The sequence below is a fragment of the Citrobacter sp. Cb004 genome (assembly GCF_030337065.1).
Lineage (GTDB): Bacteria > Pseudomonadota > Gammaproteobacteria > Enterobacterales > Enterobacteriaceae > Citrobacter > Citrobacter braakii.
The window spans coordinates 174,874-191,143 of the sequence record NZ_JAOWCH010000033.1 but is presented as its reverse complement, the minus strand read 5'-3'; the positions used below and the strand labels follow the sequence as shown (position 1 = coordinate 191,143).

General features: G+C 52.0%; 15 protein-coding genes. 10 read left to right on the top strand and 5 right to left on the bottom strand.

Going from position 1 to position 16,270, the window contains the following annotated elements; translation table 11 throughout:
• Nucleotides 1–463: 463 nt before the first annotated feature.
• The 3 genes from aroP to OGV65_RS01760 all read left to right on the top strand — a co-directional run bounded on the left by aroP (nucleotide 464) and on the right by OGV65_RS01760 (nucleotide 4,352).
• Complete coding sequence (gene aroP / locus OGV65_RS01770) at nucleotides 464–1,837, top strand: aromatic amino acid transporter AroP (RefSeq protein ID WP_085951098.1); 1,374 nt, start codon at nucleotides 464–466, stop codon at nucleotides 1,835–1,837.
• Nucleotides 1,838–1,995: 158 nt separating this feature from the next.
• The gene (locus tag OGV65_RS01765) at nucleotides 1,996–3,402 is read left to right on the top strand and encodes a glycoside-pentoside-hexuronide (GPH):cation symporter (protein WP_016151715.1); all 1,407 of its coding nucleotides are present in this window, start codon (nucleotides 1,996–1,998) and stop codon (nucleotides 3,400–3,402) included.
• Complete coding sequence (locus tag OGV65_RS01760; RefSeq protein WP_286454537.1) at nucleotides 3,402–4,352, top strand: glycoside hydrolase family 43 protein; 951 nt, start codon at nucleotides 3,402–3,404, stop codon at nucleotides 4,350–4,352. Before OGV65_RS01765 ends, OGV65_RS01760 begins: the two co-directional genes overlap by 1 nt.
• 82 nt (nucleotides 4,353–4,434) lie before the next feature.
• Here OGV65_RS01760 and ampE read toward each other — a convergent pair whose 3' ends face one another.
• Together ampE and ampD are read right to left on the bottom strand one after the other, a co-directional pair.
• Complete coding sequence (gene ampE, locus OGV65_RS01755; protein ID WP_016155697.1) at nucleotides 4,435–5,289, bottom strand: beta-lactamase regulator AmpE; 855 nt, start codon at nucleotides 5,287–5,289, stop codon at nucleotides 4,435–4,437.
• On the bottom strand, nucleotides 5,286–5,849 hold the full coding sequence (gene ampD, locus OGV65_RS01750) for a 1,6-anhydro-N-acetylmuramyl-L-alanine amidase AmpD (protein WP_286454536.1): 564 nt from the start codon (nucleotides 5,847–5,849) through the stop codon (nucleotides 5,286–5,288). The genes ampE and ampD overlap by 4 nt, the downstream gene beginning before the upstream one ends.
• Nucleotides 5,850–5,936: 87 nt before the next feature.
• Between ampD and nadC the strand changes: the two genes are divergently transcribed.
• From nadC to hofC, 4 genes are all read left to right on the top strand, one after another.
• Entirely contained in the window at nucleotides 5,937–6,830 is an 894-nt protein-coding gene (nadC, locus tag OGV65_RS01745; protein ID WP_016151711.1) for a carboxylating nicotinate-nucleotide diphosphorylase, read from the top strand.
• Nucleotides 6,831–7,072: 242 nt separating this feature from the next.
• Entirely contained in the window at nucleotides 7,073–7,510 is a 438-nt protein-coding gene (ppdD, locus tag OGV65_RS01740; protein WP_016151710.1) for a prepilin peptidase-dependent pilin, read from the top strand.
• Between the two features lie 9 nt (nucleotides 7,511–7,519).
• Nucleotides 7,520–8,905 carry a type II secretion system protein GspE gene (gspE, locus tag OGV65_RS01735; RefSeq protein WP_286454535.1) on the top strand — a complete coding sequence of 462 codons (1,386 nt, stop codon included), beginning with the start codon at nucleotides 7,520–7,522 and terminating at the stop codon, nucleotides 8,903–8,905.
• Nucleotides 8,895–10,097, top strand: coding sequence for a protein transport protein HofC (hofC, locus tag OGV65_RS01730; RefSeq protein ID WP_286454534.1), 1,203 nt, complete (start codon nucleotides 8,895–8,897; stop codon nucleotides 10,095–10,097). The genes gspE and hofC overlap by 11 nt, the downstream gene beginning before the upstream one ends.
• A gap of 55 nt (nucleotides 10,098–10,152) precedes the next feature.
• On the opposite strand, the gene OGV65_RS01725 is transcribed toward hofC, so the two are convergent.
• Nucleotides 10,153–11,196 carry a GMP reductase gene (locus tag OGV65_RS01725; RefSeq protein ID WP_003829510.1) on the bottom strand — a complete coding sequence of 348 codons (1,044 nt, stop codon included), beginning with the start codon at nucleotides 11,194–11,196 and terminating at the stop codon, nucleotides 10,153–10,155.
• A gap of 225 nt (nucleotides 11,197–11,421) precedes the next feature.
• On the opposite strand from OGV65_RS01725, the gene coaE reads away from it, so the two are divergent.
• The 3 genes from coaE to yacG are packed head-to-tail and all read left to right on the top strand — an operon-like array spanning nucleotide 11,422 to nucleotide 12,989.
• Nucleotides 11,422–12,042, top strand: a complete 621-nt coding sequence (coaE, locus tag OGV65_RS01720) for a dephospho-CoA kinase (protein ID WP_286454533.1) — start codon at nucleotides 11,422–11,424, stop codon at nucleotides 12,040–12,042.
• The gene (zapD, locus tag OGV65_RS01715; protein ID WP_016151705.1) at nucleotides 12,042–12,785 is read left to right on the top strand and encodes a cell division protein ZapD; all 744 of its coding nucleotides are present in this window, start codon (nucleotides 12,042–12,044) and stop codon (nucleotides 12,783–12,785) included. The genes coaE and zapD overlap by 1 nt, the downstream gene beginning before the upstream one ends.
• Nucleotides 12,786–12,794: 9 nt before the next feature.
• Nucleotides 12,795–12,989, top strand: coding sequence for a DNA gyrase inhibitor YacG (gene yacG, locus OGV65_RS01710; RefSeq protein ID WP_016151704.1), 195 nt, complete (start codon nucleotides 12,795–12,797; stop codon nucleotides 12,987–12,989).
• An 88-nt stretch (nucleotides 12,990–13,077) separates the two neighbouring features.
• Here the strand turns inward: yacG and mutT are convergent, their stop codons facing one another.
• Both mutT and secA read right to left on the bottom strand, forming a co-directional pair.
• Nucleotides 13,078–13,467: an 8-oxo-dGTP diphosphatase MutT gene (gene mutT / locus OGV65_RS01705; protein ID WP_046275370.1), complete on the bottom strand. Its 390-nt coding sequence runs from the start codon at nucleotides 13,465–13,467 to the stop codon at nucleotides 13,078–13,080.
• A gap of 56 nt (nucleotides 13,468–13,523) precedes the next feature.
• Nucleotides 13,524–16,229 carry a preprotein translocase subunit SecA gene (secA, locus tag OGV65_RS01700; protein WP_016151702.1) on the bottom strand — a complete coding sequence of 902 codons (2,706 nt, stop codon included), beginning with the start codon at nucleotides 16,227–16,229 and terminating at the stop codon, nucleotides 13,524–13,526.
• Nucleotides 16,230–16,270 lie beyond the last annotated feature (41 nt).

The window sequence follows — 16,270 nt, the reverse complement described above, 5'->3', positions numbered from 1 at the left end:
TTTGATTGAAATCAGTAAAGGGGGCATATTTTAACAACATTACAGAAATAACGTTTCAAACATGTAACTATGCACAAATGTTAAATTTACCCACCACGGGGTAGTTTTAACGGAATTGAAACGAAAAAATATCTCATCTGAACCGATTCACCTGATTATTTATCGACACATTAGCCACAATTAGTGAATAAAAATTCAAAATGGAAATTTTGTGGTAGATAAACTCGCATTTACAAATGGTTTCTTTTTATTCAACTCGTCATCTTGCCCGCATAAAGCAGGTGCATTCGCGCTCGCATATCATTATTCTGATCAAGACAAAAGCATTGAGGCAACATTTTAAATAAAGCATCTGTAAACAAATAAATACAACAAACGGAATTGCAAACTTACACACGCATTGCTGCGTAGTTCAAAAAATAAGTACTCGAAATATGAAGAGTAAAACCACACACGAGGTTTAATGATGGAAAGTCAACAGCATGGCGATCAGCTCAAGCGCGGTCTTAAGAACCGCCATATACAGCTAATCGCGCTGGGTGGCGCGATTGGTACCGGGTTATTCCTCGGTAGCGCATCCGTTATCCAGTCTGCAGGACCGGGTATTATTCTGGGTTACGCAATTGCCGGCTTTATCGCCTTTCTGATTATGCGTCAATTAGGTGAAATGGTAGTTGAAGAGCCGGTTGCAGGCTCCTTTAGCCACTTTGCTTATAAATACTGGGGCGGTTTCGCGGGTTTCTCTTCTGGCTGGAACTATTGGGTACTGTACGTCCTGGTTGCCATGGCTGAACTGACTGCCGTAGGTAAATACATCCAGTTCTGGTATCCGGATATCCCCACCTGGGTTTCTGCTGCAGCCTTCTTCGTGCTGATCAACGCCATCAACCTGACCAACGTGAAAGTGTTTGGGGAAATGGAGTTCTGGTTCGCCATTATTAAAGTCATTGCCGTGGTTGCGATGATTCTGTTCGGCGGCTGGTTGCTGTTTAGCGGCAACGGCGGCCCGCAGGCCAGCGTCAGTAACCTGTGGAGTCAGGGTGGCTTCCTGCCGCACGGCTTCACCGGTCTGGTGATGATGATGGCTATTATTATGTTCTCTTTCGGTGGGCTGGAGCTGGTCGGGATCACCGCAGCAGAAGCCGATAACCCGGAGCAAAGCATTCCCAAAGCAACCAACCAGGTTATCTACCGTATCCTGATTTTCTATGTAGGTTCGCTGGCTGTTCTGCTTTCCCTGATGCCGTGGACGCGCGTCACGGCTGATACCAGCCCGTTTGTCCTTATTTTCCACGAGCTGGGCGACACCTTTGTTGCCAATGCTCTGAACATCGTAGTGCTGACCGCTGCCCTTTCTGTCTATAACAGCTGCGTATACTGCAACAGCCGTATGCTGTTCGGTCTGGCACAGCAGGGCAACGCGCCAAAAGCGCTGATGAACGTCGACAAACGCGGCGTACCGGTGAACACCATTCTGGTCTCCGCGCTGGTTACGGCTCTGTGTGTACTGATCAACTATCTGGCACCGGAATCCGCCTTTGGCCTGCTGATGGCGCTAGTGGTTTCCGCACTGGTGATCAACTGGGCAATGATTAGCCTGGCGCACATGAAGTTCCGCAAAGCCAAACAGCAGCAAGGCGTTACCACCCGTTTCCCGGCGCTGCTCTATCCGCTTGGGAACTGGGTATGTCTGATTTTCATGGCTGCAGTGCTGGTGATTATGCTGATGACGCCGGGCATGGCGATTTCGGTGTACTTAATCCCGGTATGGATTGCCATTCTTGGCATCGGCTATTTGTGCAAACAGAAAACCGCCAAAGTAGCTAAAGCGCATTAATTCTCCCTCCCCCCACCTGCATCAGGTGGGGGTTGTTACCTGCCTCACACTTTCCCACTCACGACTGTTTCGTCCATATCACTGGCGTTATCCTGCAACGCAAAAACACCTCTGCCAGACAATAATTATCTCCATATCTTATTAATGGAGTGCAGTTGATGGAAACCAGTAAGCTCACGGTGAAAGAAAAGATCGGCTATGGAATGGGCGACGCCGGATGCAACATCATCTTTGGCGCCATCATGTTGTTTGTTAACTATTTTTACACAGATATTTTTGGCCTGGCACCGGCCCTGGTCGGCGTGTTACTGCTCTCAGTACGCGTTATAGATGCCGTTACCGACCCTATTATGGGCGCGATGGCCGACCGCACCCGCAGCAAATATGGTCGATTTCGTCCATGGCTTTTGTGGATGGCTTTCCCATACGCATTATTTAGCGTACTCATGTTTACCACCCCTGAGTGGACATATAACAGCAAAGTAATCTATGCGTTCGTCACCTACTTCCTGCTCTCTATCACCTATACGGCGATCAATATCCCTTACTGCTCGCTCGGCAGCGTCATCACTAACGATCCAAAGGAACGTGTCGCCTGCCAGTCATATCGCTTTGTGTTGGTAGGAATTGCAACCCTGCTGCTCTCCCTCACCTTGCTGCCAATGGCGGACTGGTTTGGCGGGGAAGATAAAGCTAAAGGCTATCAGATGGCGATGGCAGTGCTGGCCTTCATCGGCATGTGTATGTTCCTGTTTTGCTTTGCAACCGTCCGTGAGCGCGTACGTCCTGCCGTCCCGACTAACGACGATTTAAAAGCCGACCTGAAAGACGTATGGAAGAACGATCAGTGGGTAAAAATCCTGCTGTTAACCCTGTGCAACGTCTGTCCGGGCTTTATTCGCATGGCTGCCACCATGTACTACGTAACCTGGGTTATGCAGCAAAGCACGCAGTTCGCAACGCTGTTTATCAGCCTTGGCGTTGTGGGCATGATGATCGGCAGCATGCTGGCGAAGGTGTTAACCGATCGCTGGTGCAAACTGAAAGTCTTCTTCTGGACCAATATCATCCTGGCGATTTTCTCCGGCGCGTTTTACTTCTTCGATCCTAAAGCCACCATGATGATTATGGTGCTTTACTTCCTGCTCAACATTCTGCATCAGATCCCATCCCCACTGCACTGGTCGCTGATGGCGGATGTCGATGATTACGGCGAGTGGAAAACCGGTAAACGTATCACCGGAATCAGCTTCTCCGGCAACCTGTTCTTCCTGAAACTGGGCCTGGCGATTGCCGGAGCGATGGTTGGTTTCCTGCTCTCCTGGTATGGCTACGACGCAGGGGCGAAAGCGCAAAGCGACTCCGCCATTAACGGTATTATGCTGCTGTTTACCATCATACCGGGTGTAGGCTATCTGATTACCGCAGGCGTAGTTCGTCTGCTGAAAGTTGACCGCGAGTTTATGCAACAAATCCAGACAGATTTAGAAAAGCGCCGCGCCAACTACCGTGAACTGAATGAGTACCACGATATAAAAACGACTGAAAACGTAAGGAAAGCCTAATGAATCAGTGGCCAAATCCCTTTATTGAACAGCGTGCCGACCCGTTTATTTTACGTGACGGTAGCCACTACTATTTCATTGCTTCAGTGCCCGAATACGATCGTCTGGAGATCCGCCGGGCGGACTCGCTGGAAGGGTTACGCACCGCTATCCCGGTTGTCGTCTGGCGCAAACCAGAAAACGGCCCCATGAGCCAACTGATCTGGGCACCTGAGATCCATCATCTGGCAGGCAAGTGGTACATCTATTTTGCCGCCGCCCACACACAGGCGCTCGACAAGCTGGGGATGTTCCAGCACCGTATGTTTGCGCTCGAATGTGCAGACGCCGATCCGCTGACCGGTCAATGGACAGAGAAAGGACAGATTAAAACACAGTTTGATACCTTCGCGCTTGATGCCACTACCTTTAACCATCAGGGAAAACAGTGGTATCTGTGGGCGCAGAAATCCCCCGATATCGCCGGAAACTCCAATATCTATCTCGCCGAACTGGAAAATCCATGGACGATTAAAAGCGAGCCGGTAATGCTCAGTCATCCAGAGTATGACTGGGAATGCCGGGGTTTTTGGGTCAACGAAGGCCCGGCCGTCATGGTTCACGGCGACAAGCTGTTTATCAGCTATTCCGCCAGCGCCACCGATGAGAACTACTGTATGGGATTATTGTGGATTGATCTCAATGCCGATCCGCTCAACCCGCAGAACTGGCACAAATCGCCGCGCCCGGTCTTTACCACCAGCTACGAAAACCGCCAATACGGGCCGGGGCACAACAGCTTTACGCAAACGCCGGAAGGTGAAGATGTGCTGGTGTACCACGCGAGAAATTACACTGAAATCGAGGGCGATCCGCTGTACGACCCAAACCGCCACACTCGTCTGAAGCTGGTGCGCTGGAACGAAAACGGGATGCCAGATTTTGGCATCCCACCTGCTGATACGTTTTGAAAGATTGGCCCGCAAGCACAAAGTGACCGGGCCAATCTTTTTTCCTCGACGGATAAGCGCAGCGCCATCCACTAATAATGGCTTAAATTAATGTTCCATAAATGGTCAGCACGGCAATGACCACCACCACCACAAACGAGGTCTTCTTCGCCATCGAAACCGCGGCTTTTGGCGTTGCGACTTTATCGGTATGTGGTTCACGCGCCAAAGAAAACTGCGCAAGGCGAGTAAGCACCTGATATTGCGAAGTATGCAGATCCGCCAGCGACGCAAACCAGGCAGGCAACGCCTTCTCGCCGTGCCCCAGCAGCGCATAGACGACACCCGCCAGGCGCACCGGGATCCAGTCCAGCACATGCAGGATCGCATCGATACCTGATTGCAAACGCTGGTGTGGCGTCTGATAGCGCGCCAGCCAGGACTGCCAGGCACGTAGAAAGGCATAACCCACCAGCGTCACCGGTCCCCACGGGCCACCGACAATCAGCCAGAATAACGGCGCCAGATAAAAGCGAAAGTTGTTCCATAACAGCGCGTTCTGCAGTTCGCGCAAGAACTCACGCTCATCGCACTCAGGCGGAATCCCATGAATCAGGGTCAGCTCGCTGGCCATCGCTTCACGGGCGTGAGCGTCATCGCGAGCAGCTGCGTTCAGATAGGCATGATAATGAAGACGCGTCTTGCCAGCGCCGATGCACAGCAAACCAATTAAGATCCACGCCACCAGCAAAGGCACGTTAAACAACAGGCCTTGAAGTGCGCGCAGCAGCAGGAACGTCACCCCCATCGCAATAAGGGCCATGCCTACCGTACGCATCATCGAAAAATGCTTCACCCGGCGGAAAAAAGCTTCAACCCGGTGATCAAGCTGCCAGTGCTCACCCAGCTTAAACAGGCGTTCAACAATCAACACCAGTAATGTTGTAAACAGCGTCATGTCATCTCCTTGTGCGACGAGGGGGTGACCAGGGCGCGAAACCTTGCCCAGTCAAAAGAGGGCCCGGGATCGGTCTTACGCTCGGGCGCAATATTGCAATGTCCTGTCATGTTGTTGGCAATGGCCGGATAACGCGTAATCAGGGCATTCGTCACGGCTGCCAGTTGCTGATACTGCGCATCGGTATAGGCCAGCGTATCCGTCCCTTCCAGCTCAATACCAATTGAGAAATCATTACAGCGTTCGCGGCCTTGATAGTTCGACACGCCAGCATGCCAGGCGCGTTTATCAAAGGGGACATACTGCACAATTTCACCGTCACGGCGAATTAAACAATGTGCCGAAACGCGCAAATGGGAGATCCCGGCAAAATAAGGATGGGCATTGGGATCAATCGTGCCCGTAAACAGCGCATCGATCCACGGGCCGCCAAACTCGCCGGGCGGCAGGCTGATATTATGCACCACCAGCAGAGAAGGGTTTTCGTCATCTGGGCGGCAATCGTAATGAGGAGAGGGAACGCGTCGCGCCTCTGCCAGCCAGCCCTCGTCTAACAACATGCAGAATCTCCTTATTGGTGGTGCTCATATCAGGTTCAGGGTAGCATGTTTCCACCTTATGATTCGTTAGCAATTTGGAGTTTTATCATGCCGCCTCGCCGCTATAACCCTGACTACCGACGTGACGCGCTGTTGGAACGCATAAATCTGGATATCCCTGCCGCTGTAGCTCAGGCGCTGCGTGAAGATTTAGGCGGAGAAGTTGATGCCAATAACGATATCACCGCACAGCTTTTACCCGCGGAGATGCGCTCCCACGCCACCGTGATCACCCGCGAAGATGGCGTTTTTTGTGGAAAACGTTGGGTGGAAGAGGTCTTTATTCAACTGGCTGGCGATGATGTCAACATCACCTGGCATGTCGAAGATGGCGACAGCATTAAGGCCAATCAGCCGCTATTTGAACTGGACGGCCCTTCCCGCGTGCTGCTAACCGGCGAACGTACCGCGCTTAATTTTGTACAGACGCTTTCGGGTGTAGCAAGCGAGGTGCGTAAATATGTCGACCTGCTGGCGGGAACAAAAACCCAACTGCTGGATACACGTAAAACTCTGCCGGGGCTACGTACCGCGCTGAAATACGCCGTATTATGCGGCGGCGGCGCGAATCATCGTCTGGGCCTTTCTGACGCTTTCCTGATTAAAGAAAACCACATTATTGCTTCAGGTTCGGTACGTCAGGCCGTTGAAAAAGCCTTCTGGCTGCACCCGGATGTGCCGGTTGAAGTCGAAGTAGAAAGCCTGGATGAACTGGATGACGCGCTGAAAGCAGGGGCCGACATCATCATGCTCGATAACTTCGAAACTGACCAAATGCGGGAAGCGGTAAAACGCACCAACGGCCAGGCGCGTCTGGAAGTGTCGGGTAACGTCACTCATGAAACTCTGCGCGAATTTGCTGAAACCGGCGTGGATTTCATCTCTGTTGGCGCGCTGACCAAGCATGTTCGCGCGCTCGATCTCTCTATGCGTTTTCGCTAATTACTGATGGTTTAGCCCGATAGTACTTTCACTTATCGGGCCCATCACGCCGGTTTTTCTATCGGCCGGATAAGCGTTTACGCCGCCATACGGCTGTTTCTTCGAGCCTCTTCGCAACTACGGTGTCTGACTCTGTAATTTCATAAAAATCCTCGGAACCCGCCTTCCCGTTCTGTTTTTTGCCTCTCGCCGTGACCCCGAGCGTTTGCCAAAGTAGCGCCAGCTAACTCAAGGAGCGAACGATGGACAAGCAACGAGGCTTCACACTTATCGAACTCATGGTGGTCATTGGCATTATTGCCATCCTTAGCGCCATCGGTATTCCGGCTTATCAAAACTATCTGCGCAAAGCCGCGTTAACAGACATGCTGCAAACCTTTGTTCCCTATCGCACGGCGGTTGAGCTCTGTGCGCTGGAGCATGGCGGAACAACAACCTGTGATGCCGGAACGAATGGCATCCCTTCTCCAGCCACCACCCGTTATGTCTCCGCCATGAGCGTTGAAAAAGGAGTGGTCAGCCTCAGCGGACAAGAAAGCCTGAACGGGTTAAGCATCACCATGACGCCGGGTTGGGACAATGCCAACGGTATTACCGGCTGGAGCCGTAACTGCGTTATCCAGAATGACAGCGCATTGCAACAGGCCTGTGAAGATGTTTTCCGTTTCGATATTAATTAAGGAAAAGAGATGAATACCACCCAACTTACGGCGCTGTGCCAACGTCATCAGGGAATATTACTGGATGCAGACAATGAAGTGGTGCACATCGCCGTCGTGGACGCTCCGTCCCACGAATTGCTGGACGCACTGCATTTTGCCACCACCCGACGTATCGACATCGTCTGCTGGACGCGTCAACAAATGGAAGGCCACACGCATACGCCACAGAAAATGCTCCCGGCAGTGGTCACGAAAAGCAGCGCCAGCGCAGCAGATTTGCTGAATCAGACGTTTCAATCCGCTCTGGTGCAACGGGCTTCTGATATTCATTTTGAACCTGCGGAAAATCACTATCGCATCAGATTACGTGTGGATGGCGTACTGCATGCTTTACCGGACGTCACGACCGAGATGGGTATCGCCATCACTGCCAGACTAAAAGTTTTAGGCAGTCTGGATATTGCCGAGCACCGACTTGCGCAAGACGGCCAGTTTACCGTTGAGATTTCAGGAGAGCCGGTCTCGTTTCGCATCGCCACCCTGCCCTGTCGCTTTGGCGAAAAAGTGGTGCTACGGCTACTGCATCAGGTCGATCAAGCGCTGGAAATCACCGCGCTGGGAATGCAGGACACGCAGCTGGCAGCATTTTCACAAGCGTTGCAGCAGCCTCAGGGGCTGATTCTGGTCACCGGACCGACCGGAAGCGGTAAAACGGTCACGCTGTACAGTGCGCTGCAGACCCGAAACACTCCGGACGTTAACCTCTGTAGCGTGGAAGATCCAGTCGAGATCCCGATCGCAGGTCTTAACCAAACACAAATTCATCCACGTGCCGGTCTCACTTTTCAGGGAGTATTGCGCGCGCTGCTGCGCCAGGATCCCGACATTATCATGGTGGGTGAAATCCGTGATGGCGAAACGGCTGAAATAGCCCTTAAAGCCGCACAAACCGGTCATCTGGTTCTATCAACACTGCATACCAATTCCACCACAGAAACACTAATACGCTTGCAGCAAATGGGGGTTGCACGCTGGATGATCGCCTCCGCGCTGACGCTCGTTATTGCGCAGCGGTTGGTGAGAAAATTGTGTCCCCATTGCCGACAACGTCTGGAAACGCCGATCATGCTCCCGGAAGCGATCTGGCCTACGCCACTGCCTCGTTGGCAGGCTCCGGGCTGCCAACATTGCTATCACGGATTTTATGGCCGTACGGCATTGTTTGAAGTTCTCCCCGTGACACCTGCATTGCGCCAGAGCATCGCCAACGGTACGTCCGTAGACGGAGTGGAATCGAATGCTCAGCAACTGGGGATGAGCACGCTTTTCGAAAATGGTTGCAAGGCCGTCGAACAAGGGTTAACAACATTTGAAGAGTTGGTACGCGTACTGGGCATGCCCCATGTCAGCTAAACTGCTTTGGCGCTGGCAAGGTATTAGCAACGAAGGTAATCCACTGGAAGGCGTACTTTGGGCCGATACCCGCCCCTCATTGATGCTTGCTCTCGAGCAACGGCATATTACGCCGCTGCGCATTAATCGTATGCGTGTCAAAGCCTCACTCTGGAGCCGTGAAAAAAGCGCTGAAACCATACATCAACTGGCGACGTTGCTGAAAGCAGGGCTAACACTCTCGGCAAGTTTAGCTTTGCTGGCTGAACAGCATCCCAGCAGCCAATGGCAAGCGCTACTGCGCACGCTGGCTCACGATATGGAACAGGGTATTTCTCTCTCCACCTCGCTATCTCAGTGGCAACACGTTTTTCCGCCTCTTTATCAGGCAATGATCCGTACCGGAGAGCTTACGGGTAAGCTGGACGACTGCTGCTTTGAACTCGCCCGCCAGCAGAAGAATCAACAGCAGCTGGCGGATAAAGTTAAAAAAGCCCTACGCTATCCGATATTCATCATCACGATGGCAGTGATGGTGGTATTCGCGATGCTGCAGTTTGTACTCCCTGAGTTTGCCGCCATTTACCAGACGTTTAACACCCCGCTACCAGTACTCACTCAGTGGATTATTGCCATCGCGCATTTTAGCAGCCAATGGGGATGGCTGGCGGGAGCATTCAGCCTGATAGCGGGTGCGGCATATCACCTGATGAAGCAGAAGCCATACTGGCTCACTCTGCGCCAGAAATTGCTGCTCGGCTTCCCGGTCATAGGGCCGATGGTGAGAGGGCAAAAGCTCACGCAGATCTTCACTGTTCTGGCGTTAACGCAAAATGCAGGTATTCCTTTTCTGCAAGGCCTTGAGAGCGTCACTGAAACGCTGGCCAACCCTTTCTGGTCGCAACGCTTAGCGCAGGTACATCACGACATCAGCGCCGGAAAACCGGTCTGGTTAGCGCTAAAAAATTGCGGTGAATTCAGCCCATTGTGCATACAGTTGGTCAGAACAGGTGAGGCTTCCGGCTCGCTGGATACAATGCTGCGTAATCTCGCACATCACCACGGCGAGAAAACATTGTCTCAGGCAGAGAATCTGGCTGCGCTACTCGAGCCTGCGTTACTGGTCATTACGGGGCTGATAATCGGTACGCTGGTCGTTGCGATGTATTTGCCGATTTTTCATTTAGGAGATGCGATGAGCGGGGTGGGATAAATTCAAATGCCGGATGGCGCACAGCTTATCCGGCATGTCATAGTCCTACCTGTTCTTACAGGCTATTGAAAACGCGGTTTTCTTGTTCCTGTACACGAATAAACGTTGTACGTTTGGTCAGTTCTTTCAGGCGAGATGCACCGACATAGGTACAGGCAGAACGCAGGCCGCCAAGGATATCGCGTGCAGTGTTATCAACCGGGCCACGCAGAGGCAACTTAACTGTTTTACCTTCCGCAGCGCGGTATTGTGCAACACCACCGACGTGACGCGTCATGGCTGATTCAGAGCTCATGCCGTAGAACAGCATGAATTTCTCACCGTTCTCTTCAACAATTTTGCCGCCGCTTTCTTCATGACCGGCCAACATACCGCCGAGCATAACGAAGTCCGCGCCACCGCCGAACGCTTTTGCCACGTCACCCGGCATTGTGCAGCCGCCGTCACTGACAATCATGCCGCCCAGACCGTGAGCTGCATCGGCACATTCAATAACCGCAGAAAGCTGTGGGTAGCCAACGCCGGTTTTTACACGTGTGGTACATACAGAACCCGGGCCAATGCCGACTTTAACAATGTCCGCGCCGGAAAGTACCAGCTCTTCACACATTTCTCCAGTAACCACATTGCCCGCACAAATTGTTTTTGTCGGCCATGCTTCACGCGCTTTCGACACAAACTGAACAAAATGCTCTGAGTAGCCATTTGCCACATCAATGCAGATAAAGTTCAGCGCCGGGTTGAGCGCCAGAATCTGTTTGGTTTTTTCGAAATCGGCATCAGAGGTACCGGTTGAAACCATTACATGTTTGAGCACATCAGCAGAGCTCTCTGCGATGAAAGCAGCCCAGTCTTCAACAGAATAGTGTTTGTGTACCGCAGTCAGGATGTCGAAGGATGCCAGCGCCGTTGCCATGGCAAACGTCCCGACAGTGTCCATGTTCGCGGCAATAATCGGTACGCCGGACCAGGTCTGACCTGAGTGCTTAAAGGTAAATTGACGTTCCAGCTCAACATCGGAACGGCTTTTGAGAGTAGAACGCTTAGGGCGGATAAGAACGTCTTTGAAACCTAACTTCAGATCTTCTTCGATACGCATGTGCGGATTCCTGGGGTTAATGGCGAAAAATCGAAACTCACAACTCCAGTGACGCTATCATACGCACTAATCAATGCCGCGCAAGACTGCGAAATTCTCTTTTTTTACGCTACAATCCCATAAATTTACCTGGCGAATAGTAGGTTAATCCTGCAGCAGCCTCGCCGTCGCACGCTTAACTTTTAACTGTTTGATAATCAAACTTAAACTCCAGGATCTGCATCTATGAGGTATACGGTAGCCTTAACCGGCGGCATTGGCAGTGGTAAAAGTACCGTTGCAAATGCGTTCGCTGACCTCGGAATAAACGTCATTGATGCAGATATTATTGCGCGCCAGGTGGTTGAACCCGGCACCCCAGCCCTTAAGACGATCGAAGAACATTTTGGTACCGAAGTTATAGCTGCCGACGGATCGTTGCAGCGACGCATTTTACGCGAACGCATTTTTTCCAGTCCTGAGGAGAAAAGCTGGCTGAATGCCCTGCTCCATCCGCTTATTCAGCAGGAAACGCAGCGCCAGTTTCAGCAAGCAACCTCCCCTTATCTGTTGTGGGTTGTACCTTTGCTGGTGGAAAATTCGCTGTATAAAAAAGCCAACCGCATACTCGTGGTGGATGTTACCCCCGAGACACAGCTCAGACGCACTATGCAGCGCGATGACGTCACGCGTGAGCATGTTGAACAAATTCTTGCTGCCCAGGCAACGCGCGAAGCGCGTCTGGCCGTGGCAGACGATGTTATTGATAATAATGGCGCACCGGAGGCCATCGCCTCGGATGTCGCCCGCCTGCACGCGCTCTATTTGCAATGCGCGTTGCAGTTTGTCTCACAGGAAAAACCGTAATGCACACCCAGGTCCTTTTTGAACACCCTCTCAATGAGAAGATGCGTACATGGCTGCGCATAGAGTTTTTAATCCAACAGCTCTCCGTTAATGTACCCATAGCGGACCATGCAGGCGCACTGCATTTTTTCCGCAACATCGGAGACTTACTGGATGTCTTTGAACGCGGCGAAGTTCGTACCGAACTCCTCAAAGAGCTGGAAAGACAACAGCGTAAACTCCAGGCCTGGGTTGAAGTTCCCGGCGTCGATCAAAACAGGATCGACGCATTGCGCCAGCAGTTAAAAAGCGCGGGCAGCATTCTGATTTCGGCTCCGCGTATTGGACAGACGCTGCGCGAAGATCGTCTGATTGGCCTTGTACGTCAGCGTTTAAGCATTCCTGGCGGATGCTGCAGTTTCGATCTGCCGACCCTGCATATTTGGTTACATCTACCGCAGTCGCATCGCGACGCGCAGGTTGAAACCTGGCTTGCAAGTCTGAATCCGCTCAATCAGGCACTGTCGCTGGTGCTGGATTTAATTCGCAACTCTGCGCCATTCCGTAAGCAAACCAGCTTGAATGGTTTTTATCAGGACAACGGCGAAGATGCCGATCTGCTTCGCTTGCAGCTGCCGCTTGATTCGCAGCTTTATCCGCAAATTTCTGGTCATAAGAGCCGCTTTGCTATTCGCTTTATGCCGCTGGATAGCGAGAATGGCCAGGTGCCTGAGCGTCTCGATTTTGATCTGGCGTGCTGTTAAGGAGTCAACATGTCTGAACAAACCATCGTCAACTGCCCAACCTGCGGCAAACCCGTAGTGTGGGGTGAAGTCAGCCCGTTTCGCCCATTCTGCAGCAAGCGCTGCCAGTTAATCGATCTGGGTGAGTGGGCCGCAGAAGAGAAACGTATCCCAAGCTCTGGTGATCTGTCGGAAAACGACGACTGGAGTGAAGAGCAGAAGTAATTCAGCTAAAACGTAGGGCGGGCAAGCGTAGCGACCCCGCCCTAATTTGCCGGATGGTGGGGTTGCCTAATCCGGCCTACGAACACCTTTATCCAGCAATCAGCTTTTCAATTACCGGCGCATTCGCAGGCGGAAAATCTTCTGCATTCAGAGCATCTTGCGCAATCCACTGCGCCGGTTGCCCCTCTTTCCCCCACGGTTCGCCTTCCCAGCTTTCAACCAGCCAGAACCACAGAGTGATATGCCGGTCCGGAAACTGGTACTCCAGCTTTTCGAACAGTGAGCTTTGAGTCGGCGTAATGCCTACTTCTTCCTGTAACTCGCGAATCAGCGCCTGCTCCGGCGTTTCGCCTGCTTCAATTTTCCCGCCGGGGAACTCCAGCTTATTTGCCATGTGGGCATCAGCCGCACGCTGGGTTATAAAAATTTCATGGTGCTGGTTGCGAATAATCCCGACGGCGATCTGCAGTATTTTCATCTTTATAGTCCATAAAAAAGGCGCAGAATTCTGCGCCTTTTCAGTAAGTTACTTTCTTAGCTCAGACGGCCATGGCACTGTTTGTACTTTTTCCCGGAACCGCAAGGACACGGATCGTTACGACCCACTTTACGATCGCCAGTTTGTGCTGCCAGCTCTTCTGCCGCGGCAGAATCGTCACCTTTATGGCTCAACTGCTGCATCTGCGCTAAACGTTCAGCGTCTTCACGACGTTGCTGCTCCATCGCTTCTACTTCTTCAGGCATACGTACCTGAACTTTGCTCAGGGTACTGATCACTTCGTACTTCAGTGATTCCAGCATTGATGCAAACATAGAGAAGGATTCACGCTTGTATTCCTGCTTCGGATCTTTTTGCGCATAACCACGCAGGTGGATACCTTGACGCAGGTAGTCCATCGCCGCAAGGTGCTCTTTCCACAGAGAATCGAGAGTTTGCAGCATCACGCCTTTTTCGAAGTGACGCATCATCTCCGCGCCCACAACTTCTTCTTTACGCTGATAAACTTCGATGGCGTTTGCCAGAATACGTTCGCGCAGCGTTTCCTCATGCAGCTCAGGCTCTTTATCCAGCCACTCTGAAATAGGCATTTCCAGATCGAAGTCGTTTTTCAGACGTTCCTGCAGACCCGGGATATCCCACATTTCTTCCAGAGACTGCGGCGGAATATAGGCGTCAATCGTCGCTTTGAAGACATCCTCACGGATGCTATTAATGGTTTCGCTAACGTCAGTTACGTCCAGCAGTTCGTTACGCTGGGTGTAGATTGCGCGACGCTGGTCATTGGCAACGTCATCATATTCCAGCAGTTGCTTACGAATATCGAAGTTGCGGCTTTCTACTTTACGCTGCGCGTTTGCAATCGCTTTAGTCACCCACGGGTGTTCAATCGCTTCACCAGGCTTCATGCCCAGTTTACGCATCATGCCGGACACGCGGTCAGAAGCAAAAATACGCATCAGCGCATCTTCCATCGACAGATAGAAACGAGAAGACCCCGCATCCCCCTGACGACCAGAACGACCACGCAGCTGGTTATCTATACGACGAGATTCGTGACGCTCGGTACCGATAATATGTAAACCGCCTGCAGCTAACACCGCATCATGGCGAACCTGCCACTCGGCTTTGATCTGCGCGATTTGTTCTGGAGTCGGGTCCTCCAGCTCGGCAATTTCCGCCTGCCAGCTACCACCCAGCACGATATCGGTACCACGACCCGCCATGTTTGTCGCGATAGTCACTGCGGACGGATAACCCGCCTGGGCGACGATTGCGGCTTCGTTGGCGTGGAACTTGGCGTTCAGAACGTTGTGTTTGATACCCGCCTTGTTCAGCTCGTTAGAAACCACTTCCGATTTTTCAATAGAGATAGTACCAACCAGCACCGGCTGGCCATTTGCGGTACGCTCTTTAATATCTTCAATGATCGCCTGAATTTTTTCCGCTTCAGTCATGTACACCAGATCCGGTAAATCCTTACGGATCATCGGGCGGTTGGTCGGCACAACAACGGTATCCAGTTTGTAGATGGAGCTGAATTCAAAGGCTTCAGTATCTGCTGTACCGGTCATACCGGCCAGTTTTTCGTACAAACGGAAGTAGTTCTGGAAGGTAATGGATGCCAGCGTCTGGTTCTCGTTTTGGATATCTACGCCTTCTTTGGCTTCAACAGCCTGGTGCAGACCATCGGACCAGCGGCGGCCCTGCATGGTACGACCGGTGTGTTCGTCGACGATGATAACTTCGCCGTCTTTCACGATATAGTCAACGTCGCGGGTAAACAGCACGTGCGCGCGCAGTGCAGCAGTCACGTGGTGCATCAGCATAATGTTGCCCGGAGAGTACAGCGACTCGCCCTCATCCATAATGCCTTCGTTAACCAACAGCTCTTCAATCAGTACCAGACCACGTTCGGTCAGGTTGACCTGGCGCGCTTTCTCATCAACAGAGAAGTGGCCTTCCCCCTGGAACGTGTCGGAATCGTCCTTCTCCTGACGAATCAGGTGCGGGATGATTTTGTTCACTTTTTTATACATTTCCGAGCTGTCTTCAGCCGGACCGGAAATGATCAGCGGCGTACGCGCTTCATCGATCAGGATGGAGTCGACTTCATCGACCAGCGCATAGTGCAGTTTACGCTGAACGCGCTCTTCCGGGCTAAACGCCATGTTGTCGCGCAGGTAGTCAAAGCCGTATTCGTTGTTGGTACCGTAAGTAATATCGGCATTGTAGGCTTCACGCTTGGCTGGCGCAGGCAGGCCAGACATGTTGATACCCACGGTCATGCCGAGGAATTCAAACAGCGGGCGGTTATTTTCGGCGTCACGCTGAGCCAGGTAGTCGTTCACGGTAACCACGTGTACACCTTTCCCGCTTAATGCGTTCAGGTAGGCTGGCAGCGTTGCGGTCAGGGTTTTACCTTCACCGGTACGCATTTCTGCGATGCAGCGATCGTTAAGCACCATACCACCCAGCAGCTGTACGTCGAAATGACGCATGCCGAACACACGCTTACTCGCTTCGCGGACCACCGCGAACGCTTCCGGGATCAGGCTTTCAACGCTGGCGCCTTTTTCCAGACGGGCGCGGAATTCAGCGGTCTTCGCTTTCAGTTCATCATCGGAGAGTTTTTCCATCTCCGGTTCCATTGCATTGATGACATTGACTACTTTACGCATACGACGCAGCGTACGCTCGTTACGGCTACCGAATACTTTTGTTAATAATTTGATTAGCATAATAAAATCTCAAACGCCCCGCGATGCGGAGTCAAAAATTA